The sequence below is a fragment of the Streptomyces vilmorinianum genome (assembly GCF_005517195.1).
Lineage (GTDB): Bacteria > Actinomycetota > Actinomycetes > Streptomycetales > Streptomycetaceae > Streptomyces > Streptomyces vilmorinianum.
This window is the reverse complement of sequence record NZ_CP040244.1, coordinates 5553994-5576547: the sequence shown is the minus strand read 5'-3', so window position 1 is coordinate 5576547 and position 22554 is coordinate 5553994. Positions and strand designations below refer to the sequence as shown.

Genomic DNA, 22554 nt, shown 5'->3' with positions numbered 1-22554 from the left:
CCGGACCGCGTACAGGGCCGTGCGGGGCGGATTCCCAATTCTTGCGGGCCTGTGCGCGGGCGGCAACGAGCAATTGAGGCCGCTGACTGGAATGCGCCGGTATCGCACTCATATCCCTGCCCAGCCACCCATTGTTCACTCCCCGTTTCACCCCTGGACGGCGAGCACCAGTGGGAACACCCCCTCCGCTCCCTCCCGTCGCAGCAGTCGCGCCGCCACGGCGAGCGTCCAGCCGCTGTCCGACAGATCGTCCACCAGCAGCACGGGACCACCGGCCGAGGCAAGCCGCTCGGCCAGCGCCGGAGGCACCGTCAGCGCCTGATGGAGCCCGACGACCCGCTGGGCGCTGTTCGTTCGGGAGATCCGAAGGTCCTCGGCCTCCGGCGCGTACTCCACCGCACCCAGCAGCGGCATCCGGCCGATCTCCGCGATCCGCTGCCCGAGCGAGCCCACGAGGTGCGGCCTGCTGCGAGAGGCGATCGTGACCACACCGGCCGGCCGGACAGGAGCGTCCGGCGCCCCGGACGCCCAACCCCCGGACCCCTTGGCCCAGTCGGCGAGCACGCGCACCACCGCCTGCACGACATCGTCCGGAACCGGCCCGTCCGGGGCCCGCTCGGAGAGCATCGGTCGCAGCCGGTTGCCCCAGCCGATGTCGGAGAGCCGGCCGAGGGCCCGCCCGCCGAACGACTGCTCGCCCGCCGGGATACGGCCCTTCAGATCGACGCCCACGGCCGCGAGTCCGGTCGGCCACATCTTGCGCGGCTCCACCTCCACGCCCGGCCGACCCAGCTCGCCCTTGGCAGCGTCGAGCGCCGCGACGCTCACCTTCGGGTCGAAGCGGGACCCGGAGCAGTTGTCGCAGCGCCCGCAGGGGGCGGACTCCTCGTCGTCCAACTGACGCCGCAGGAACTCCATCCGGCAGCCCGTCCCCGCCGCGTACTCACGCATCGCCTGCTGCTCGGCCGCCCGCTGCCGGGCCACCCAGGCATAGCGCTCGGAGTCGTACACCCAGGGCTGTCCCGTGCTGGTCCAGCCGCCCTTCACCCGGTGCACGGCACCGTCCACGTCGAGCACCTTGAGCATCGTCTCCAGCCGGGTCCGCCGCAGCTCGACGAGCGGCTCCAGAGCCGGCAGGGACAGCGGACGCTCCGCATGCGCCAGTACGTCCAGCGTGCGGCGCACCTGCTCCTCGGGAGGGAAGGCGACCGACGCGAAGTACTGCCAGATCGCCTCGTCCTCCTTGCCCGGCAGCAGCAGCACCTCCGCGTGCTCCACCCCACGCCCGGCGCGGCCCACCTGCTGGTAGTAGGCGATGGGCGAGGACGGCGAACCGAGGTGCACCACGAAGCCCAGGTCCGGCTTGTCGAACCCCATGCCCAGGGCCGACGTCGCCACCAGCGCCTTGACCCGATTGGCCAGCAGGTCCTCCTCCGCCTGCTGCCGGTCCGCGTTCTCCGTGCGGCCCGTGTACGAGGACACCGTGTGCCCGCACTGACGCAGATAGGCGGTGACCTCCTCGGCGGCCGCGACCGTGAGGGTGTAGATGATGCCGGAGCCGGGAAGCTCGCCGAGGTGGTCGGCGAGCCAGGCCAGCCGGTGCGCCGCGTCGGGCAGTTGAACGACGCCGAGGCTCAGGCTCTCCCGGTCGAGGGGGCCGCGCAGCACCAGCGCGTCCGTCCCCGCGCCCGTACCGAGCTGCTCGGCGACGTCCGCCGTCACACGGGCATTGGCCGTGGCCGTCGTGGCGAGCACCGGTACCCCGGCGGGCAGATCGGCCAGCATCGTGCGCAGGCGTCGGTAGTCGGGCCGGAAGTCATGCCCCCAGTCGGAGATGCAATGGGCCTCGTCGACCACGAGCAGGCCCGTCGCGGCCGCGAGCCGGGGAAGGACCTGGTCGCGGAAGTCGGGGTTGTTGAGCCGCTCGGGACTGACCAGCAGCACATCCACCTCGCCCGCCGCCACCTCCTGCTGGACGGTCTCCCACTCCTCCGTGTTCGACGAGTTGATCGTCCGGGCCCGGATACCGGCCCGGGCCGCCGCCTCCACCTGGTTGCGCATCAGCGCGAGCAGCGGGGAGACGATCACGGTGGGACCGCTGCCGGCAGCGCGCAGCAGCGACGTCGCGACGAAGTACACGGCGGACTTGCCCCACCCGGTCCGCTGCACGACCAGCGCCCGCCGCTTGTCCGCGACGAGTGCCTCGATGGCACGCCACTGGTCCTCGCGGAGTCTCGCCGTGCCGGTGGGGTCCCCGACGAGGCGGGCGAGTACGGCATCGGCGGTGGCTCGGAGGGCCGCGCGGTCCGTGAGGCGATCTGCGTTGGTCATGCCCCCATGCAACCCGATGACTCGGACAAAGCGCGAACGAGCCGCGAAACCTGTGGACAACGAGGAGGGGCCGGCCCCGCGAGTTATCCACAGGGGTTTCGGAGCCGGGGCGGTCCGCGAGACCGTCGTGACCATGAACACGAACCCGCACGAATTCCGTGGAACGACCGAAACGCAGCAGATCACCCTGCGCGGCCCCGCCGAACTGGCCGACGCGCTTCCGTTCATGCTGGGCTTCCATCCCAGCGACTCCGTCGTCCTCGTCGCGCTCCACGGCGAGCACGGGCGATTCGGGGGCCGGGTCAGGCTCGGCATCCCCCGCTCGCCGAAGGAATGGCCCTCGACGGCGGAGCACCTCGCGGAGTGCATGGTCGACAACTGCGCGCGGCGCGGCACCCGCCCGGACGGCATCGTCGTCTTCCTCTGCCAGGACCCCGCGCCGGGCGAGACGGGCCGCCGGGTGATGGAGCGCCTGCGCCCGTTCGCCCAGCGGCTGCGCACCGCCTGCGGCGCACTCGACATTCCCGTCTACGAAGCCCTCTGCATCTCCGACGGTCTCTATTTCTCCTACTGCTGTCCCGACACCACCCGCTGCTGCCCGCCCGGCGGCACACCTCTCGCGCTGACCGGGACGTCGGTCATGGCGGCCTCCGCCGCCTACGCCGGAATCCAGGTGCGGGGATCCCTGCGGGACATGGAGGCACGGCTCAAGCCGAGCGAAACGGGCGATGACGAGCGACAGCGCAAGGCTCTGAACGAGGCCGCCGCCGTGATCGTCCCCAAGATCCTCGACGGCCCGCCGGGCGTGGGCCGGGCCGAGGTCAGGGAGACCACGCTGAAGCTCGCCCGGGAGGTGCTCCGGCGTTATGGCGGGCCGGGCGGCGAGGCCGACGGTCCGGCGCAGACGCCGCCGGCAGGCCGGGGGCGGGGCGCGGGGGCCGCGGAGAGGGACGCCGCCGACGACGCGCTGATCGGGCCCGAAGAGGCAGCGGCGCTGATCCTCGGCCTGCAGGACCGGGAGACCCGGGACCGGGCAGCCGAATGGATGGAGGGACGGGAGGGTGCGGCCGCCCTGCGGCTGTGGCGCGTGCTCGCCCGGCGCTGCGTCGCTCCCTTCGGCGAGCACGCGGCGGCGCCGCTCACCCTCGCCGGCTGGGTGGCCTGGTCGACCGGGGACGAGCCGGCGGCCCAGGTCGCGCTCGGCCTGGCGATGGACGCCGACCCCGATTACCTCTTCGCCCGCCTGCTGCACCAGGCCTGCAACGAGGGCCTCGACCCCGAGTCGCTGCGCAGCTGCCTGCGGCAGGAGCGCGGGTCGAGGGCGGCGACGGCCGTGGAGTCCCGCACCACGGCGCGTCGGGGCGGCCCCCGCGGCCCCCGGCCGCAGACGGCCGGGAAGGGCGGACCGACCGCCGGTACCCGACCGGGCAGGACCTCGCCCAAGCCGCCCCGGGGCGGCGCGGCGCGGCGCACCGGACAGCGCGGGACGAGGAGCGGGCGATGACGCCCGTGACCAGGCCACCCGCAGCGGCGTTCAGCTCTGTGGCGGAGCCCGACGACCCGTGCCGCCGACATCCCACCGGCCGTCCGGACCCCACAGAGAGCACCGCAGACCACTCATGGCCCCCAGTCCCGCCTCCGCCCCCGGATCCCCGGCCGGACACGTACCCGGCGCCGGGCTTATGGCCCAGGGCTCCGCACGGCCGGGCGAGCTGCCGCCGGTGCACAACGCGCTCATCAGCGTCGCCCTGCCTGCCCTCGCTATCAGCGCCGAGCACGGACAGCTCACCGGACAAGGCCTCGAAGGGGTCTACCACTCCGGGCGCAGACTCCTCTCCCGCTGTGTGCTGCGGGTGGCCGGCCGGGAGCCCATCGCCCTCCGGGGCAGACAGGCAGCCGCCGACCGCTCCGTGTTCCTCGCGGTCCTGCGCACGGCGGGAGACACCGGGCCCGATCCCGGCCTCGCCGTCGAGCGCTCGCGCGGCGCCGACGGAAGCGAGCGGATCACCCTGCGCAGCTCCGCGGGCCGACCCTTGCGGGTCCCGGTGGAAATCGCTCTGGGGACGGATCTCGCGGATCTGGGAGCGGTGGCGGCCGGGCGGGCCGGGCCCGAACTCCCCGCGAGTGTCCACGGCACGGGCATGCGCTGGACGGCGGACGACGGCCGGTACGCCTCCGTCTCCGCGGACCCGCCGCCGACGGACGCGCTGGCCGCTGCCGGACTTCTGCGCTGGGAGGTCGAGTTGGCCCCCGGAGCCGCCCGCACCATCGAACTCAGGGTGCACGGGGACCGCACCACCCGGTTCACCGGTCCTTCGGGAGCCGGTACCGGCCGCCCAGGTGGGGTGGTTCTCGCCGAGGCCCGCGCCGAGGGGGACGATCCGAGGCTCGGGGAGCTCCTGGCCGCGGCTGTCGACGACCTTCGGGCGCTCCTCCAGCGTGACCCCGCGCATCCTGCCGACGTCCATCTCGCCGCCGGAGTGCCCTGGCGCTGCGGACCGGCCACCGCCGAGGCGCTCTGGGCCGCCCGTATGGCCCTTCCGCTCGGCACTCGGCTCGCCGTCACGACGCTCCGCACGCTGGCCCGCACCCAACTCGACGGTGCGGGCGCGGCGTCGGGGCGCATCCCCGGACCCCTCAGGGACGCCGGCCCCTACCTCCCGCCGCGCTGCACCGGCGTGGAGGCCACCCTCGCCTTCCCCGTGGTCCTCGCCGAGGCCAGGCGCTGGGGCCTTCCCGAGCAGGACCTGGAGGAACTGCTTCCCGCGGCGGAACGGTGTCTTCAGTGGCTGCGCGCCGCCGCCGACCCGCACGGGTTCGTCCCGGACCCGGGACCCGCCGGGCCGTGGCGGGCGGAGACCCAGGCCCACGCCCACCGCGCGGCGGTGCTCGGCGCCGACCTGCTCGACGCCTGCGGGCGGCCGGGCGGGGACGCCTGGCGGGACTGGGCGCGCACCCTGCGCGAGCGGTTCCGGGCGGAGTTCTGGCTCGCCGACCGGTCCGGTGGCAGGCCCGCCGCGGCCCGGGTGCCGGGCGGGCGGCCGTGGACCCAGCTGGGCGGCTGGGCCGCGCACCTCCTGGACACCGGCCTCCTGGGCGGTGGCCGGTACGCCCCCGGCCTGCTGGACAAGGCCACGACCGAACAGCTGGCCCGGCTGCTCGGTACGCCGGCGCTCGACTCCGGCTGGGGACTGCGCAGCCTCGGTGCCAAGGAACCCGGCCACAATCCCTTCGGTCACCGGGCCGGAGCGGTGCGGGTCCACGAAACGGCCGTGGCGGTGGCCGGGCTGACCGCGGCGGGATACGAGAAGGAGGCGGCGTCCCTGCTGCGCGGGACCCTCGACGCGGCGGAGGCGTTCGGCTACCGGCTGCCCGAGATGTACGCGGGAGACCAGCGCACGGCCAGGGGTGTCCCCGCGCCGCACCCGGCGGCCTGCCGGCCCGCCGCCGTGGCCGCGGCGGCCGGAGTCCACCTGCTGGCGACGCTCGCCGGGATCCGTCCAGACGCGCCGGGCGGGACCGTCGCCCTGCACCCCGTCCGGTCGTCTCCGCTCGGTGCGGTACGGCTGTCGGGTCTCCGCGTCGCGGGGGAGCCGTTCGCCGTGCGGGTGAGCCGGCTCGGACTCGGCATGGTCGAGGAGGCCGCCGACCGCCTCCAGCTGGGGGTCTGATCACATGGCGGTCCGCACCTCGAAGGACACCGCGCCGAAGTGGGAAGAAGTCGTCGCTGATCCACCGGAGGGAGGTGTTTATCGTCAGGAAGACGACTATGATCGCCGCATGCCACCCTACGACCCGTCGGCCTTTCCGCCCTTCGCCGTGACCGTCGATCTGGTCGTGCTCACCGTGCGGGGCCACGCCCTGTGCGCCCTGGTCGTACGACGGGGAGAACCTCCGTTCCAGGGCCGGTGGGCGCTGCCCGGCGGATTCGTCCGGGCCGACGAGGACCTCGGCATGGCCGCCGCGCGTGAGCTGGTGGAGGAGACCGGGCTCTGCGTCCACGACCCGGGCGCCCCGGCACCCATGCCCGACAACGGCGCGCACCTGGAGCAGCTGGCCACCTACGGCGACCCGCAGCGCGACCCCCGGATGAGGGTGGTCAGCGTCGCCCACCTGGCGCTCGCCCCGGACCTTCCGGCGCCGCGCGCCGGCGGAGACGCCAACAGCGCCCGCTGGGCTCCGGTCGAGGAGCTGCTCGGCAAGGACGGCTCCGTCGAACGCGAGCACGGGGAGGCGGAACCGCTCGCCTTCGACCACGCCCAGATCCTCGCCGACGGTGTCGAGCGGGCCCGCTCGAAGATCGAGTACTCCTCGCTGGCCACGGCCTTCTGCCCGCCCGAGTTCACGGTCGGGGAGCTCCGACGGGTGTACGAGGCGGTGTGGGGTGTCGCGCTCGATCCGCGCAACTTCCACCGGAAGGTGACCGGTACCCCCGGTTTCCTGGTCCCGGCCGGTGGTACCACCACGCGCCAGGGCGGCCGTCCCGCGCAGCTCTTCCGGGCAGGTGGGGCGACCCTCCTCAACCCGCCCATGCTGCGTCCCGAGGTCTGACGGGCTCGTTCCGAGGCGACCCGGGGTCCCAACCCTGCGCCAAAAGTCCGAAATGTAGCGTTATCTTGCTTTGATAGCCGCCCTGCCGCGGAGCGGTCTCACCTACCGCGAGAGAAGCGATGCTCCAGGCCATCGGACTCACCAGCAGCCCCCGCCGCGACCTCCCGCCCGCCGTGGACGATCTCACCTTCGAGGCGAGGCCGGGTCAGGTCACGGCCCTCCTCGGCCCTGCCGGATCCGGCAAGACGACCACCTTGCGGCTGATGCTCGAGCTCGAGCCCGGCCGGGGCGTCACCTACTTCCGTGGGCGTCCGCTCCACCGCATCGCACACCCCGCCGGCGAGGTCGGCGCGCTGCTCGGCGATGTCCCCGGGCATCCTTCGCGCACCCTGCGCAGCCAGTTGCGGATGCTGTGCGCCGCCGCCGGGGTCCCCGCGGCCAAGGCCGACGAGATGCTTCGGGCCGTGGGGCTCACCGGCCTCCACGACCAGCGCATCGGCACCCTGGCCCGGGGGATGGACCGCCGACTCGGCCTCGCCTCCGCCCTGTTGGGCGACCCGCACACGCTCCTGCTCGACGAGCCCGGCGCCGGTCTCTCCGTACGCGAGAACGCCTGGCTGCACGAACTCCTGCGCGCCCACGCCCTCGAGGGCGGCACCGTCCTCTACACGACCGAGGACCCCAAGGACGCGGCGCGTCACGCCGACCGGGTCGTCACCGTCGCCCACGGCCGGCTCGTCGCGGAACAGGACGTGGCCGAGTTCGCCCGTACCCGGCTGCGGCCGCGGGTCGCCGTCCGTACGCCGCATGCCGCGCGGCTTGCCGCGGCCGTCACACGGGAGGCGCGCGCCGCACGTCGATCCGTCGAAGTGGTCACCGAGAAGGGCAACCGCCTGTCCGTCTACGGAAGTGACTGCGCCGCGATCGGCGAGACCGCCTTCCGTCACGGCGTGCTCATCCATCAGCTGGCCGACGAAGTGGCCGACACCGGCCCCGGTGCCTCGCCGGAAGCCTCCGGCCCCGCCACCGAGCAGGAAGGTGCCTTCACTCAGGAGTCCGGGCCGGTGTCCGAGCCGGCGCGGGAGCCGGTTCGGGAGCCGGCGGCGGTCCGGCGGCCGCCCCGCTCGCCGCTTCGCCCGCTCAGGTACGAGATCCGCAGGCTTCTCGGCGTTCCGGCCACGCCCCTCGTGGTGGCCGCGGTCCTCGTCGCGTCCGTCGTGATCTCGCTGGTGCTCGGGCGCGGCGGCGGTACGCCCCTGCCCACGGTCCTCGCCGGCTGGCCCGCCCTCTCGCCCCTGCCGCCCGCCGCCATCGGGGCCGGACTGCTCGGCGCGTTCTCCTTCGGGGACGAGTACCGCTATCCGGCGCTCACCACCGGCCGGGGCGTCGTCCCACGCAGGCTCGGGCTGCTGCTCGCCAAGCTCACGGTCGCGGCCGCCGTCGCGCTGGTTCTCGCCGTGCTCGTCGTGGTGGTCGATCTGGAGGCCCTCCGTCTCGTCTACGGCGGCGAGTTGATCCCCGTACCGAAAAACTGGCCGACGTTGTGTGCCAGTTGGCTCGGACTGATCACCGGCTGCGCCTGGGCGGGGGTGCTCGGAGCCGGGGTCTTCCGGGTCGCCGCGGCCGGGGTGGCCGCGGTGCTCTCGGTGCCGGTGGTGCTCGCCCCCCTCCTGCAGCAGGCCGCCTCGGGGCCCTCGGTCCGCTCGATCGCCGGGCTCCCCGCCCGGCTGCGGGAACTCGCCAGCATGGAGTGGCCGGCGGCGGCCGACCGCTGGCTCACGGGGGCGCTGCGGGTGGTCGCCCAGCCCGTGGGGGTGGCGCTGGCGCTGGCGTTGACGGCGCTGCTCTGCGCCTATCTGCTCACCGGCCTTCACCGTAAAGCGCGTTGGTGATCATTTCGGACCGAATGCTTCCGCTTCCCCGGCAACTTCCTTGAGAATGCCCGAATATGTCCGATTAATCGTCAATTGTGTAGGGGGTGCCGATCACCCTTTCGTGTGCTTTTCACCAAAGACCTCAAGGGTCACGGGAGCCACGCCGACAAAGGATGCGTGAGTACCCTTGCGCACACCATGATGACCGCCGCCCGCCCCGTCGACTCCGGCCTCGGCGCCCCGGGCGATCTCGACCGATACCCGTACACGGAGGCGCCCGTCGCCGATCGTGTGGGTCCGCCCTCCTGGGAAGGGGTGGAGACGGACCTCGGCCGGGTCGGTCGTCGCAGCGCCGGCAGCCGCGGCCGCGGGCTGCACGGCCAGCTCGTCCAGCAGCTGGGCCAGATGATCGTCTCCGGCGATCTCGGTGCCGACCGCCCGCTCGTCCCCGAGGAGATCGGCCAGCGCTTCGAGGTCTCCCGCACCGTCGTCCGTGAGTCGCTGCGCGTGCTGGAGGCCAAGGGCCTGGTCAGCGCCCGCCCCAATGTCGGCACCCGGGTCAGGCCGGTCAGCGACTGGAATCTGCTGGACCCCGACATCATCGAGTGGCGCGCCTTCGGGCCGCAGCGCGACGACCAGCGCCGTGAGCTGAACGAGCTGCGCTGGACGATCGAGCCGCTGGCCGCCCGCCTCGCCGCCGGTCACGGCCGCGAGGACGTGCAGCAGCGGCTCGCCGACATGGTCGAGATCATGGGCCACGCCTACGCCCAGGGCGACGGCATCACCTTCTCCCGGGCCGACGCCGAGTTCCACTCCCTGCTCATCCAGCTCGCCGGCAACCGCATGCTGGAGCACCTCTCCGGCATCGTCGCCGCCGCGCTGCAGGTCTCCGGCGGCCCGGTCACCGGCTGTGACCGACCCGGCGAGTCCTGCCTGACCCACCATGCGCGCATCGTCGACTGCCTCGCGGCCGGCGACGCCCAGGGCGCCGAGACGGCCATGCGCCAGCTGCTGACCGTCCACCCGGAGGTGGAGCGCGTCGTGCCCGCTCCGCGCGAGCACTGACCCGCGGGCCGTGGCCAGGCACGCGGAGCCGTACGCAACCACGTGTCGCCGGACCCGCGCGGAACCCGGGGATCATGGCGAATCCCCGGGGGCCGCGGGGGATCCGGCGGCGCGAATGTGCGACGAACTCCCGTTCTGGCCGATTCGTCGCAAATGAGGTGTGACTCGGGCCACGTGGATTGGGCGTAACACTCCTCGAAGCCGTGCGATGACCTAAGAGGTGACAGCCGAGGAAGGAATACAGCAGCCGCGTGAGGCGCTGTGCAGTTCCCCGGTCCAGCCCGCGCCGTCGGCACATTCCCCGTCGACGGTCGTCGGCTCCGGCCCGATCATGGGCGGGGCCGGAAGCCGTTTTCCATCGTTCCGAGAGGTTGTTCGTGTCGGCCAGCACATCCCGTACGCTCCCGCCGGAGATCGCCGAGTCCGAGTCTGTGATGGCGCTCATCGAGCGGGGAAAGGCTGATGGGCAGATCGCCGGCGATGACGTGCGTCGGGCCTTCGAGGCTGACCAGATTCCGCCAACCCAGTGGAAGAATGTTCTGCGCAGCCTCAACCAGATCCTCGAGGAAGAGGGTGTGACGCTGATGGTCAGTGCAGCGGAGTCGCCGAAGCGCGCCCGCAAGAGCGTCGCAGCGAAGAGCCCGGCCAAGCGCACCGCCACCAAGACCGTCACCGCCAAGACGACCGTGACGAAGACCGTCTCGGCCGCCACGGCGGCCCCGGCGGCAGAGAGCGCGGACCCGGCCGACGAGGCCGGAGCGCCGGCGAAGAAGACGGCCGCGAAGAAGACCGCGGCCAAGAAGACGGTGGCGAAGAAGACCGCCGCCAAGAAGACGACGGCCAAGAAGACCGCCGCCAAGAAGGACGCCGACGAGGTCCTCGAGGGCGAGGAGCTCCTCGACGACGTCGCGCCCGGCAAGGGTGAGGACGAAGAGGCCGAGGGCGAGAACAAGGGCTTCGTCCTGTCCGACGAGGACGAGGACGACGCTCCGGCGCAGCAGGTCGCCGTCGCCGGTGCCACCGCCGACCCGGTCAAGGACTACCTGAAGCAGATCGGCAAGGTCCCGCTGCTCAACGCCGAGCAGGAGGTCGAGCTCGCCAAGCGCATCGAGGCCGGTCTGTTCGCCGAGGACAAGCTGGCCAACTCCGACAAGCTGGCGCCCAAGCTCAAGCGCGAGCTGGAGATCATCGCCGAGGACGGCCGCCGCGCCAAGAACCACCTCCTGGAGGCCAACCTCCGTCTGGTGGTCTCGCTGGCCAAGCGCTACACCGGCCGCGGCATGCTCTTCCTGGACCTGATCCAGGAGGGCAACCTGGGTCTGATCCGTGCCGTCGAGAAGTTCGACTACACCAAGGGCTACAAGTTCTCCACGTACGCCACCTGGTGGATCCGTCAGGCGATCACCCGCGCCATGGCCGACCAGGCCCGCACCATCCGTATCCCGGTGCACATGGTCGAGGTCATCAACAAGCTCGCGCGCGTCCAGCGCCAGATGCTCCAGGACCTGGGCCGTGAGCCCACCCCGGAGGAGCTGGCCAAGGAGCTCGACATGACCCCCGAGAAGGTCATCGAGGTCCAGAAGTACGGCCGCGAGCCGATCTCCCTCCACACCCCGCTGGGTGAGGACGGAGACAGCGAGTTCGGTGACCTGATCGAGGACTCCGAGGCGGTCGTCCCGGCCGACGCGGTCAGCTTCACGCTCCTCCAGGAGCAGCTGCACTCCGTGCTCGACACGCTCTCCGAGCGTGAGGCCGGCGTGGTCTCCATGCGCTTCGGTCTCACCGACGGCCAGCCGAAGACGCTGGACGAGATCGGCAAGGTCTACGGCGTGACACGCGAGCGCATCCGTCAGATCGAGTCCAAGACGATGTCGAAGCTGCGGCACCCGTCCCGTTCGCAGGTTCTGCGCGACTACCTCGACTAGTCGACGGTCGTACGAGACGAAGGGCCCGGTTCCCGGAAGGGGACCGGGCCCTTCGGCGTGCGCGGGTGCAGGGTGGGGGCGCCTGGACGACGCTGGGTGAACCGACATCACCGGAGAGTCAGGAGGCTCTATGCGTCCCCCCATCGCCCGAGCATTGACCGCTGCGCTGGGCCTGATCTCGGCGGCGGCCGGGCCGTTCGCCGCCGCCGCTCCCGCGGCCGCCGACAGCGTCGTGGTCGGAGGTCAGCCCGCCAAGATCTCGGACGCGCCGTGGGCCGTGGCGCTCTCCAGCCGTGACCGGTTCGGAGGTACGCGCGCCGGTCAGTTCTGCGGGGGAGTGGTCGTGGCACCCACCCGGGTGCTGACCGCGGCCCACTGCGTCGGCAGGGACGTCCTCGGCGGCGACCCCTGGGAGCTGTCCGACTTCAAGGTCATCGCGGGCCGGAGCGCCCTGCGGGGCCAGGGCGGACAGGAGATCCGGATCTCCGACACCTGGGTCAGTCCGGACTACGACCCCACGACCAATTCCGGAGACATGGCCGTGCTGACGCTGGCGACCGCGCTGCCGCAGTCGTACGTGATCGCGGTGGCCGACGCCGGTGACGCGGCCGAGGCACCCGGCACACCGGCGGACGTGTACGGATGGGGGGACACCACCGGCAGCGGGACCTATGCCTCGGCCCTGCGCTCCGCGCGGGTCCAGGTGCTGCCCGATGCGGCGTGCGAGCGGGCCTATCCGGGGGGCTTCGGCGCCGCGTACCGCGCCGAGACGATGCTGTGCGCCGGCGATCCTCTGGGCGGCAGGGATGCCTGCCAGGGGGACAGCGGAGGCCCGCTGGTGGCCGGGGGACGGCTCATCGGCCTGGTGTCCTGGGGCACCGGCTGTGGGCAGGCCGAGAATCCGGGGGTCTACACACGCGTCTCGACCGTCCTGCCGACGGCCTTCTGAGACCTTCGGGTGCGAGAACGGGCGGCCACCCCCCTTGCCTGCGGGGGCGGCCGCCCGTCGACCGGTCGATGACCGGCCCTTGGCTCGTCGTGGATGCGAGGCGTCAGCGGTCCTCGTCTACTGCCTTGGCCGGCACGTCGGTGAGCCGGTCCGTCTCATCCTGTATTTCCGCGGCGATCTTCTTGAGTTCCGGCTCGAACTTGCGCCCGTGGTGGGCACAGAAGAGCAAGTCACCACCGCTGGTCAGGACGACGCGCAGGTACGCCTGGGCGCCGCAGCGGTCGCAGCGGTCAGCGGCCGTCAGGGGGCTCGCGGGGGTCAGAACAGTAGTCACGTCGCCTCTTCTCTAGCTCGACGAGCTGTCGTACCAGGGTCAACATCCAACCAGGCCGAAAACGTTCCCGCTCGTGGCTTTTCCTCGAAACTTCTTCCCGAGGTGGCTGTCTGCTGCCGGTTGGCGGCGAATGAGCCGTATTGCGTCGCTCTACGGATTTCGCATGGCTTGTCTCGGTTCGTTCCTCCCGGCTGGGTTGCCGGTTGTTCATGAGGACGTGCCCGGAGCCTAAATGGTTCATGCCTGGAAGGGAACGTGATGTTCGCGTCACCCCTTCGAGGGATCGAACACCCATGCGACTCTGCACTAGCATGAGAAATCAGGAGGGTGGCGTGACAACGGCTCTACCAGGCATCGGTACCCTCTGACCGGTGACCGACGCCGGGCCTTACCCCACCGGGCCAGTTTTCAAATTCAGCGAGGAGCGAACCGCGTGACCGCCGAGACGTCCGTGCCGTCCAGTGCGCTGCTGACCGCAGACCGTGACGGTTCCAACTACACCGCGCGGCACCTGCTCGTACTCGAAGGGCTCGAAGCGGTCCGCAAGCGCCCTGGTATGTACATCGGGTCCACCGACAGCCGAGGCCTGATGCACTGCCTCTGGGAGATCATCGACAACTCGGTCGACGAGGCTCTCGGCGGCTACTGCGACCACATCGACGTGATCCTCCACGAGGACGGCTCCGTCGAGGTGCGCGACAACGGCCGGGGCATCCCGGTCGACGTCGAGCCCAAGACCGGTCTCTCCGGCGTCGAGGTCGTCATGACCAAGCTCCACGCGGGCGGGAAGTTCGGCGGCGGCTCGTACGCGGCCTCCGGCGGCCTGCACGGCGTCGGCGCCTCCGTGGTGAACGCCCTGTCGGCCCGGCTCGACGTCGAGGTCGACCGGAACAGCTCCACGCACTCGATCAGCTTCCGCCGCGGCGTGCCCGGCATCTTCACCGAGCAGGGTGCGGAGAGCCCCTTCGACCCCGGCAACGGACTGCGGAAGACCAAGCGCGTCCCCAAGACCCGCACCGGCACCCGCGTGCGCTACTGGGCGGACCGCCAGATCTTCCTCAAGGACGCCAAGCTCTCCCTGGAGACGCTCCACCAGCGCGCCCGCCAGACCGCCTTCCTGGTGCCCGGCCTGACCATCGTGGTCCGCGACGAGCGCGACCTGGCGGGCGTGGGCAAGAGCGAGGAGACCTTCCGCTTCGACGGCGGCATCAGCGAGTTCTGCGAGTTCCTCGCCCAGGACAAGGGCGTCTGCGACGTGCTGCGGCTGACCGGCCAGGGGACCTTCAAGGAGACCGTCCCGGTCCTCGACGACCGCGGGCACATGACGCCCACCGAGGTCACCCGCGAGCTGGGCGTCGACGTCGCCCTGCGCTGGGGCACCGGCTACGACAGCACGGTCAAGTCCTTCGTCAACATCATCGCCACCCCCAAGGGCGGCACCCACGTCTCCGGCTTCGAGCAGGCCATCACCAGGACCGTCAACGAGGTCCTGCGCTCCGCCAAGATGCTGCGCGTCGCCGAGGACGACATCGTCAAGGACGACGCCCTGGAGGGGCTCACGGCCGTCGTGACGGTCCGGCTCGCCGAGCCGCAGTTCGAGGGCCAGACCAAGGAGGTGCTCGGCACCTCCGCGGCCCGCCGGATCGTCGCCAACGTGGTCGCCAAGGAGCTGAAGGCCTTCCTGACGTCCACCAAGCGGGACGCCAAGGCCCAGGCCCGGGCCGTCCTGGAGAAGGCCGTGGCGGCCGCCAGGACCCGTATCGCGGCCCGCCAGCACAAGGAGGCGCAGCGCAGGAAGACCGCGTTGGAGTCCTCCTCGCTGCCGGCCAAGCTCGCCGACTGCCGCAGCGACGACGTGGAGCGCAGCGAGCTCTTCATCGTCGAGGGAGACTCCGCGCTCGGCACCGCCAAGCTCGCCCGCAACAGCGAGTTCCAGGCACTGCTGCCGATCCGCGGCAAGATCCTCAACGTCCAGAAGTCCTCCGTCTCGGACATGCTCAAGAACGCCGAGTGCGGGGCGATCATCCAGGTCATAGGAGCGGGCTCGGGCCGCACCTTCGACATCGACGCGGCCCGCTACGGCAAGATCGTGCTCCTCGTCGACGCCGACGTCGACGGCGCGCACATCCGCTGCCTGCTGCTGACCCTCTTCCAGCGCTACATGCGCCCCATGGTCGAGGCCGGCCGGGTCTTCGCCGCCGTGCCGCCGCTGCACCGCATCGAGCTCGTCCAGCCCAAGAAGGGCCAGGACAAGTACGTCTACACGTACTCGGACAACGAGCTGCGCCAGACCCTGCTCGACTACCAGCGCAAGGGCGTCCGCTACAAGGACTCCATCCAGCGGTACAAGGGTCTCGGTGAGATGGACGCCGACCAGCTGGCGGAGACCACGATGGACCCGCGCCACCGGACCCTGCGCCGGATCAACATCGGCGACCTGGAGTCCGCCGAGCAGGTCTTCGACCTGCTCATGGGCAACGACGTGGCTCCCCGCAAGGAGTTCATCACCAGCTCCGCGGCGACCCTCGACCGCTCGCGGATCGACGCCTAGCCGACCGTCCACCCAGGGGTGGAGCCGCAAAGCTCCACCCCTGAGGCGATCACGGCGACGCCTCCGCTCCGTAGCATCGACGCGACGGAGGGGGACGGACGTGAACAGCAGCAGGACGACCAACCGATGGCTCGTATGGCCCGCGCCTGAGGCGCTGACCCGGGTCGGCGTGCCGCGAGGCCGCCTCGTGCTCGACGGCCTCCTGCTCGCGGGGGTCAGCGTGTGGATCGTGACCAGCGCCCATGTCTCGGGAGCCTTCCCCGGCTGGTACGGGCTGCTGCCTCCGCTCGGTCTCGCGCTCTGCGTCACCGCGCTCGTCGCCTACCACCGGACGACTCTCGCCAACCGGCTCGCCCACTCGCTCGGCCTGCTCGCCCTCGTCGTCGCCCTCGGGTTCGGGGCGCATACCGCCGGCGCCCCCGTCCCCGCCACCCTGCTCTGGATCGTCGTCTCGATCGCGGCGATGGAGCGACTGCCCCTGCTCGTCGCCCTGGCCACCGTGCTGATCCTCGCCGGAGCCTTCGTGGACGCGGACGAGACGGGGGTCCTGGGAGCCGGAGTGACCACGGCGACCGTGCTGCTCACCGGGTACATGCTCCGTCTGGACGCCGAGGCCCGCAGCTCCGGGTTCCGGCTGCTGGCCCAGGAGCGGGCCGCCCGGGAAGCCGAGGCAGCCTCCGCCGCGCTGGCCGAGCGGGCCAGGATCGCCCGCGAGATCCACGATGTCCTGGCGCACAGCCTCTCCGCGCAGATGGTGCACCTGGAGGCGGCGCGGCTGCAGATAGAGGCCGGCGCCGACCGGGAGAAGATCCTCGAGCGGGTGGTCGCCGCCCGCTCCATGGCCCGGGAGGGGCTCGCCGAGACCCGGCAGGCGCTCTCCGCGCTCCGCGGTGACATGGTGCCGGTCGAGGACTATCTGCGGGAGCTGGCCCGCGAGGACCGGGCCGTGGTCGAGGTGACCGGCGCCCGCAGGTCGCTGCCGGCGGAGGCCTCCCAGGCCGTACGGAGGGTGGCGCAGGAGGCCCTCACCAACGTACGCAAGCACGCGCCGGGGGCCAGGACGCGGCTCCTGCTCGCCTACGAGCCGGAGGAGGTCGCCCTGGAGATACGGGACTCCGGTGCGCCGGGCACGTCCGGAGCCGCGGAGGACGCGAAGCCCGCGGAGGCCGCGCAGGACGGGCAGGAGGCAGGGCTGCACGCCACGGGATCCGGCTACGGACTCCTCGGCATGCGGGAGCGTGCCGAGCTCCTGGGCGGGACGCTGGATGCGGGACCCGAGGGCGAGGGCTTCGCGGTGCGGCTGAGGGTGCCGGCATGAGCGGCCCCGGGAACCGGCACGGAGAAGGCCGGGTCGCGCGCGTGATCGTCGCCGACGACCAGTCCATGGTGCGGGAGGGAATCGTGCTGGTGCTCGGGCTGCTGCCCGGCATCGAGGTCGTCGGCTCCGCCCGGGACGGCGAGGAGGCCGTCGCCCTGACCGCCGCACTCGCCCCCGACGTGGTGCTGATGGACCTTCGGATGCCGCGCTGCGACGGCGTCGAGGCGACCCGGCGCATTCGCGCCGACCATCCGGGCACCGAAGTCGTCGTCCTCACCACCTACGCCGACGACGACTCGCTCTTCCCCGCGCTGCGCGCCGGGGCGCGCGGCTATCTCACCAAGGACGCGGGCGGGGAGGAGATCGTACGGGCCGTCCATGACGTGCTCGACGGGCGCGCCGGACTCGCTCCCTCCGTCCAACGGCGTCTCCTGGAGCAGCTGATGACCCAGCCGGAGCGGCACGGACGGCACGGACGGCACGGACGGCACGCACCCTCCCGCGAAGGGGCCCGAGACTCCACGCACGAGCCGGCCGCGGACCCGCTGCCCGACGGGCTCACCGAGCGCGAGAGCGAGGTGCTCACCCTCGTCGCCGACGGCCTCTCCAACCAGGAGATCGCCGGCCGGCTCGGTATCTCCACCGCCACCGTGAAGACACACATCAACAACCTCTTCGCCAAGACCGGGGTGCGCGACCGGGCGCAGGCCGTGCGGTACGCATATCAGCACGGGCTCGTCGCACCACCTGGAGAAACCATCACCTGATGGGGTGAAGTGCGAGAGGAGAAGAGTCCGGGATCTTCCCGCTCTGTCCATCCTTGGGCACGCGGCCGAAACGGTTCGCTGACAAGGAGAGTTCACCGGTGGAGAAGCACGAAGGGCCGGGCGCCCCGGCGGTGCGGATCGACGATCCCTGGTATGACGCGCTGGCCTCCGGCTGGGGTGAGCCGACCGACACGGAGACACCGGCCGGCTCCGGAGCGCACACCTCGTCGGTACCCGGAGTCGTACCGCCACAGCTGCCGGTCCACAGCGCGGCCGACATCTATCTGGAGGTCCAGCGCAGTCCGGCCTTCCAGGAAGTACGCAGCCGCTACCGGCGGTTCGTGATCCCCGCCTCCCTCGCCTTCCTCCTCTGGTATCTCGCCTATGTCGTCGCCGCGACGGCGGCACCCGGACTCATGGCCCGGCCCGTCGCCGGCATGGTGAACGTGGCGATGCTCGCCGGACTCGGACAGTTCCTCTCCACCTTCCTGCTGACCTGGGCCTACGCCCGGCACGCCCGGCTGCGGCGGGACCGGGCGGCGCTGGAACTGCGCTGGACCGTGTTCGACGAAACGCGGGTACAGGAGAGGACGCGGGGGATCCACCAGTGACCGACGACCACCAGACACTCGCGCTGCTGCTGTTCAGCGCGTTCATCGCGGTGACCCTGGCGATCACCACCTGGGTGAGCCGCAAGCGGCGCGGCTCGGCGGAGGAGTTCTACGCCGGCGGCAGGCTGTTCTCGCCCATGGAGAACGGTTTCGCCATCGCGGGTGACTACATGTCCGCCGCCTCCTTCCTCGGCATCTCCGGCCTGATCGCGCTCTTCGGCTACGACGGCATGCTGTACTCCGTCGGCTTCCTCGTCGCCTGGCTGGTCGTCCTGCTCCTGGTGGCCGAACTGGTGCGCAACTGCGGCCGGTTCACGCTCGCCGACGTCGTCGCCGCCCGGATGGCGGAGCGCCCCGTCCGTATCGCCGCCGGCACCTCCTCCGTCACCGTCTCCGTGCTCTATCTGGTGGCCCAGATGGTGGGAGCCGGCAGTCTGGTCGCTCTGCTCCTCGGGGGCACGAGCGAGGCCGCCCGCTCCTGGACGGTGATCGGCGTCGGCGCCCTGATGGTGATCTATGTGTCGCTGGGCGGGATGCGGGCCACCACCTGGATCCAGATCGTCAAGGCGGTGCTGCTCATGGCCGGCACGATCGCCCTGACCGTGCTCGTCCTGCTCCGCTTCCACGGCGACTTCAACCAGCTGCTCGCCACCGCCGCGGAGCGCAGCGGACACGGACGGGAGTTCCTCGCGCCGGGGCTGCGCTACGGCGGAGGGTGGACCGCGCGTCTCGACTTCATCAGCCTCGGCCTCGCACTCGTCCTCGGCACCGCGGGCCTGCCGCACATCCTGTCCCGCTTCTACACCGTGCCCACCGCGAGGGCCGCCCGCCGCTCGGTCGTCTGGTCCATCGGACTCATCGGCGGCTTCTATCTCATGACGATCGTGCTCGGCTTCGGCGCCGCCGCGATCATCGGCCCCGACGCCGTCCGCTCCTCCAACGCCGCCGGGAACACGGCCGTACCGCTGCTCGCCCTGGACCTCGGCGGCGGAGCAGGCTCCACGGGCGGCACGGTGCTCTTCGCGGTCGTCGCCGCCGTCGCCTTCGCGACGATCCTCGCCGTCGTCGCGGGCATCACGCTCGCCTCCTCGGCCTCCGTCGCCCACGACCTGTACGCCTCGCTGCGCCGCCGCAACGCTCATGCGAAGCAGTACAGCGAGGTCACCGTGGCGCGGCTCGCCGCCGTCGGGATCGGCGCGGCGGCGATCGGGCTGGGGCTGCTCGCCCGCGATCTCAACGTGGCGTTCCTGGTCGGTCTCGCCTTCGCCGTGGCCGCCTCAGCCAATCTGCCGGTGCTGTTCTACTCGCTGTTCTGGCGGAACTTCACCACGCGGGGCGCCGTGTGGGCGGTGTACGGAGGGCTCGTCCCGGCCGTCCTGCTCGTCGTGCTCTCCCCGGTCGTCTCCGGAAGCCCCGACGCGCTCTTCCCGGGCGTCGACTTCCACGTCTTCCCGCTGCAGAACCCGGGGGTCGTCTCCATCCCGCTCGGCTTCCTCGCCGGCTGGATCGGGACCGTGACCTCGACGGAGCCGCCGGACGCCGCCAAGCACGCCGAGACCGAGGTACGGGCCCTCACCGGCGCCGGAGCGGTGTGACAGACGGACCGCCTACGCGCGGACCCAGACGTACCGGTGCTCGGGGCGGCCCGTCTCGCCGTACTTCAGCGAGAGCCGCACCCGGCCCGTCCGTTCGAGCAGCTTGAGATAGCGCTGGGCGGTCTGCCGGCTCACCCCCGCCCGCTCGGCGATCTCCTGGGCGGACAGGGCCCCGTCGGCGGCGAGCAGCACCTGACGTACCAGCTCCGCGGTGGTGGGGGAGTGCCCCTTCGGAAGGCCGGGCTCCGTCGCGCCCGCCGAGAGGGCGCCGAAGATCCGGTCGACCTCGGCCTGTTCCGCCTCGCCGCCGCCGTCGAGCGTGTCGCGCAGGGCCGCGTACGCCTCCAGCTTGGCGCGCAGCCCGGCGAAGGTGAACGGCTTGACCAGGTACTGCAGCGCGCCGTGCCGCATGGCCGCCTGGACGGTCGCCACATCGCGCGCCGCGGTCACCATGATCACGTCGGTCTGGTGGCCGAGCCGGCGCAGTTCCCGGACGACCGCGAGCCCGTTCTCGTCGGGCAGGTAGTGATCGAGGAGGATCAGGTCGACCCGGACCTCGCCGAGCCGGCGGATCGCCTCCGCGGTCGAGTGGGCGGTGGCGACGACCCGGAATCCCGGCACCTTCGTCACGTAGGCCGCGTTGATCTGCGCGACCCGTACGTCGTCGTCCACGACCAGTACGTCGATCATCGCGGCTCCCCGACCCGCAACGAGGGCTCCGGCCCCGGCTCCGGTTCCAGCCCCGGCTCCGGTTCCAGCCCCGGCTCCGGTTCCAGCCCCGGCTCCAGCCCAGGCTCCGGATCGCTCAGTGCCTCAGGGAGTACGACGGTGAACTCGGCGCCCCCGTCCGGGCCCTCGCCGACCCGGGCGCTGCCTCCCCGGCGTTCGGCGAGCCGGCGCACCAGGGCCAGGCCCAGGCCCCGTTTGCCGTGGGACGGCAGCTCCTTGGTCGTCCAGCCCTCGGTGAAGATCAGCTCGCGGCGGTCGTCGGGAACGCCGGGCCCGCTGTCGGTGACCCGCAGAACGGCCGTGCGCCCCTCGGCCCGCAGGGCGATCTCGACGCGCGGCTCGGCGGTGCCGGCGGCGGCGTCCAGCGCGTTGTCGACGAGGTTTCCGACGACGGTGACCAGCTCGCGCGGGTCGACCAGGCGGTCGGGGAGCAGCGAGTCGGGGGAGACCCGCAGGCCGACACCCCGCTCGGCGGCGACCGTGGCCTTGCCGACCAGGAGCGCGGCGAGGAGCGGGTCGTGGATCTTCTCGGTGACCTGTTCGGCGGTGGCCCGGTGGACGCCGACAACCTCGGTGACGAACTCGACCGCCTCGTCGTGCATCTCCAGCTCAAGGAGGCCGAGGAGGGTGTGGAGGCGGTTGGCGTGCTCGTGGTCCTGGGCGCGCAGGGCGTCGATCAGGCCACGGGTGGAGTCCAGTTCGCGGCCGAGGCGCTCCAGCTCGGTCCGGTCGCGCAGGGTGGCGACGGCGCCGCCGTCGTCCGTCGGCATCCGGTTGGCGATGAGCACCCGATGGCCGCGGACGGTCACCAGGTCCTCACCGGTGACCCGGCCGGCCAGCACGTCGGCGGTGCGTCCGGAGCCGAGCGCCTCCTCCAGCGGGCGGCCGATGGCCTCCGGGCCGATCCCGAGGAGGCGCTGGGCCTCGTCGTTCAGGAGCCGTATCCGCCCGGTGTGGTCGAGGGCGACGACGCCCTCGCGGATGCCGTGGAGCATGGCCTCGCGCTCGGCGAGCAGAGCGGAGATGTCGGAGAAGGCCAGGTCGTGGGTCTGACGCTGAAGCCTGCGGGAGATCAGATACGCGGCGAGGGCGCCGGCCGCCAGGGCCCCGCCGGCGTACGCGAGGAGCCCCGGGATCGCGCCGAGCAGCCGGTCCTGGACGCTGTCGTACTCGATACCGACCGACACGGCGCCGACGATGGTCCCGTCGGCGTCCCGCAGGGGCGCCTTGCCGCGCGCCGAGCGGCCGAGGGTGCCGCTGTCGATCTCCATGACCTCGTGTCCGGCGAGCGCCGCGCTGGGGTCCGTGGAGACGATCCTGCCGATCTGGGCGGGGTCGGTGTGGGACCAGCGCACGCCCCGGGTGTCCATGACGACGACGTACTCGGCGCCGGTGGACTGCCGGATGCGTTCGGCCTCCGCCTGCACAGGACCTCGGGCGGAGGGCGCGGAGGCACGCAGCGAGGCGGCGACCTGGGGGGAGGCGGTCGTCTCGGCGATGGCGAGGGCGCGCCGCATGGCCTGGTCGTCGAGCTGGGCACTGAGCGGTGCGAGGAAGAAGCCGGTGGCCAGGACCGTGACGCCGGTGGCGATGGCCAGCTGCATGAGGAGGACCTGCGAGAAGACCCGCTGCGGCCAGCCGAACCGCCTGCGTCGCGCGGGGGGCGGCGTGGGGGTGGTGGGTGCGGGGCTCATGGCAGGAACGGTACGGGGCGGGGGGCGGCGACCGGAAATGTGCGGGGCGGTCGGGGTCGCCGGGGCGCGGTGTCGTCGGCCGCGGGCCGGTGGGGGTGCGCGCGGCCTCCGGCCGGGGCCGTGTTCCCGCCCGCACCAGCCGTGCGGGTGAGGACAGAGGTGCGGGTCGCCCTGGGGCGGTGACGCGCCGTCGGCGGCCGGGGGTGCGACGGTTTCGCGTCGCGGGCACGTCTTGGGGTCGCCGGGGGCCGCCGTCGGTC

Annotated in this window: 16 protein-coding genes; 12 read left to right on the top strand and 4 right to left on the bottom strand. The window is 72.2% G+C overall.

Features of this window, described 5'->3' with window-relative positions; translation table 11 throughout:
• Positions 1-147: 147 nt before the first annotated feature.
• Positions 148-2331, bottom strand: a complete 2184-nt coding sequence (locus FDM97_RS25845; RefSeq protein WP_137992874.1) for a RecQ family ATP-dependent DNA helicase — start codon at positions 2329-2331, stop codon at positions 148-150.
• A 133-nt stretch (positions 2332-2464) separates the two neighbouring features.
• Between FDM97_RS25845 and FDM97_RS25840 the strand changes: the two genes are divergently transcribed.
• From FDM97_RS25840 to FDM97_RS25810, 7 genes are all read left to right on the top strand, one after another.
• A complete protein-coding gene (locus tag FDM97_RS25840; RefSeq protein ID WP_137992873.1) occupies positions 2465-3835 on the top strand; it encodes a DUF4192 domain-containing protein in 1371 nt (456 codons plus the stop codon).
• A gap of 115 nt (positions 3836-3950) precedes the next feature.
• Entirely contained in the window at positions 3951-6002 is a 2052-nt protein-coding gene (locus tag FDM97_RS25835; RefSeq protein WP_137992872.1) for a glycogen debranching N-terminal domain-containing protein, read from the top strand.
• A gap of 109 nt (positions 6003-6111) precedes the next feature.
• A complete protein-coding gene (locus FDM97_RS25830; RefSeq protein ID WP_137992871.1) occupies positions 6112-6882 on the top strand; it encodes an NUDIX hydrolase in 771 nt (256 codons plus the stop codon).
• Between the two features lie 119 nt (positions 6883-7001).
• Positions 7002-8774, top strand: coding sequence for an ATP-binding cassette domain-containing protein (locus tag FDM97_RS25825; RefSeq protein ID WP_137992870.1), 1773 nt, complete (start codon positions 7002-7004; stop codon positions 8772-8774).
• A gap of 159 nt (positions 8775-8933) precedes the next feature.
• Positions 8934-9821 (top strand): FadR/GntR family transcriptional regulator, encoded by an 888-nt coding sequence (locus tag FDM97_RS25820; protein WP_137992869.1) that lies wholly within the window; start codon positions 8934-8936, stop codon positions 9819-9821.
• A 377-nt stretch (positions 9822-10198) separates the two neighbouring features.
• Positions 10199-11746, top strand: coding sequence for an RNA polymerase sigma factor (locus FDM97_RS25815; RefSeq protein WP_137992868.1), 1548 nt, complete (start codon positions 10199-10201; stop codon positions 11744-11746).
• A 130-nt stretch (positions 11747-11876) separates the two neighbouring features.
• Entirely contained in the window at positions 11877-12695 is an 819-nt protein-coding gene (locus tag FDM97_RS25810) for a S1 family serine peptidase (RefSeq protein ID WP_137992867.1), read from the top strand.
• A 103-nt stretch (positions 12696-12798) separates the two neighbouring features.
• Here the strand turns inward: FDM97_RS25810 and FDM97_RS25805 are convergent, their stop codons facing one another.
• Positions 12799-13029: a DUF7455 domain-containing protein gene (locus FDM97_RS25805; RefSeq protein WP_137992866.1), complete on the bottom strand. Its 231-nt coding sequence runs from the start codon at positions 13027-13029 to the stop codon at positions 12799-12801.
• Between the two features lie 433 nt (positions 13030-13462).
• Between FDM97_RS25805 and FDM97_RS25800 the strand changes: the two genes are divergently transcribed.
• The 5 genes from FDM97_RS25800 to FDM97_RS25780 all read left to right on the top strand — a co-directional run bounded on the left by FDM97_RS25800 (position 13463) and on the right by FDM97_RS25780 (position 19871).
• Entirely contained in the window at positions 13463-15580 is a 2118-nt protein-coding gene (locus tag FDM97_RS25800; RefSeq protein ID WP_137992865.1) for a DNA gyrase/topoisomerase IV subunit B, read from the top strand.
• A 100-nt stretch (positions 15581-15680) separates the two neighbouring features.
• Complete coding sequence (locus FDM97_RS25795; protein WP_254705758.1) at positions 15681-16898, top strand: sensor histidine kinase; 1218 nt, start codon at positions 15681-15683, stop codon at positions 16896-16898.
• Positions 16895-17665: a response regulator transcription factor gene (locus FDM97_RS25790; RefSeq protein WP_137992864.1), complete on the top strand. Its 771-nt coding sequence runs from the start codon at positions 16895-16897 to the stop codon at positions 17663-17665. Before FDM97_RS25795 ends, FDM97_RS25790 begins: the two co-directional genes overlap by 4 nt.
• Positions 17666-17763: 98 nt before the next feature.
• Positions 17764-18276, top strand: coding sequence for a DUF485 domain-containing protein (locus FDM97_RS25785; protein ID WP_137992863.1), 513 nt, complete (start codon positions 17764-17766; stop codon positions 18274-18276).
• On the top strand, positions 18273-19871 hold the full coding sequence (locus tag FDM97_RS25780; protein WP_137992862.1) for a solute symporter family protein: 1599 nt from the start codon (positions 18273-18275) through the stop codon (positions 19869-19871). Before FDM97_RS25785 ends, FDM97_RS25780 begins: the two co-directional genes overlap by 4 nt.
• Before the next feature lie 12 nt (positions 19872-19883).
• On the opposite strand, the gene FDM97_RS25775 is transcribed toward FDM97_RS25780, so the two are convergent.
• Complete coding sequence (locus FDM97_RS25775; protein WP_137992861.1) at positions 19884-20561, bottom strand: DUF7342 family protein; 678 nt, start codon at positions 20559-20561, stop codon at positions 19884-19886.
• Complete coding sequence (locus FDM97_RS25770) at positions 20558-22294, bottom strand: sensor histidine kinase (protein WP_137992860.1); 1737 nt, start codon at positions 22292-22294, stop codon at positions 20558-20560. Before FDM97_RS25770 ends, FDM97_RS25775 begins: the two co-directional genes overlap by 4 nt.
• Between the last annotated feature and the right edge of the window lie 260 nt (positions 22295-22554).

What these genes read in the sequence shown, in the direction of transcription:
- FDM97_RS25790 (WP_137992864.1), top strand. Translation starts at nt 16,895, where the DNA reads ATGAGCGGCCCCGGGAACCGGCACGGAGAAGGCCGGGTCGCGCGCGTG.
- FDM97_RS25830 (WP_137992871.1), top strand. Translation starts at nt 6,112, where the DNA reads ATGCCACCCTACGACCCGTCGGCCTTTCCGCCCTTCGCCGTGACCGTC.
- FDM97_RS25810 (WP_137992867.1), top strand. Translation starts at nt 11,877, where the DNA reads ATGCGTCCCCCCATCGCCCGAGCATTGACCGCTGCGCTGGGCCTGATC.
- FDM97_RS25825 (WP_137992870.1), top strand. Translation starts at nt 7,002, where the DNA reads ATGCTCCAGGCCATCGGACTCACCAGCAGCCCCCGCCGCGACCTCCCG.
- FDM97_RS25775 (WP_137992861.1), bottom strand. Translation starts at nt 20,561, where the DNA reads ATGATCGACGTACTGGTCGTGGACGACGACGTACGGGTCGCGCAGATC.
- FDM97_RS25840 (WP_137992873.1), top strand. Translation starts at nt 2,465, where the DNA reads ATGAACACGAACCCGCACGAATTCCGTGGAACGACCGAAACGCAGCAG.
- FDM97_RS25845 (WP_137992874.1), bottom strand. Translation starts at nt 2,331, where the DNA reads ATGACCAACGCAGATCGCCTCACGGACCGCGCGGCCCTCCGAGCCACC.
- FDM97_RS25770 (WP_137992860.1), bottom strand. Translation starts at nt 22,294, where the DNA reads ATGAGCCCCGCACCCACCACCCCCACGCCGCCCCCCGCGCGACGCAGG.
- FDM97_RS25835 (WP_137992872.1), top strand. Translation starts at nt 3,951, where the DNA reads ATGGCCCCCAGTCCCGCCTCCGCCCCCGGATCCCCGGCCGGACACGTA.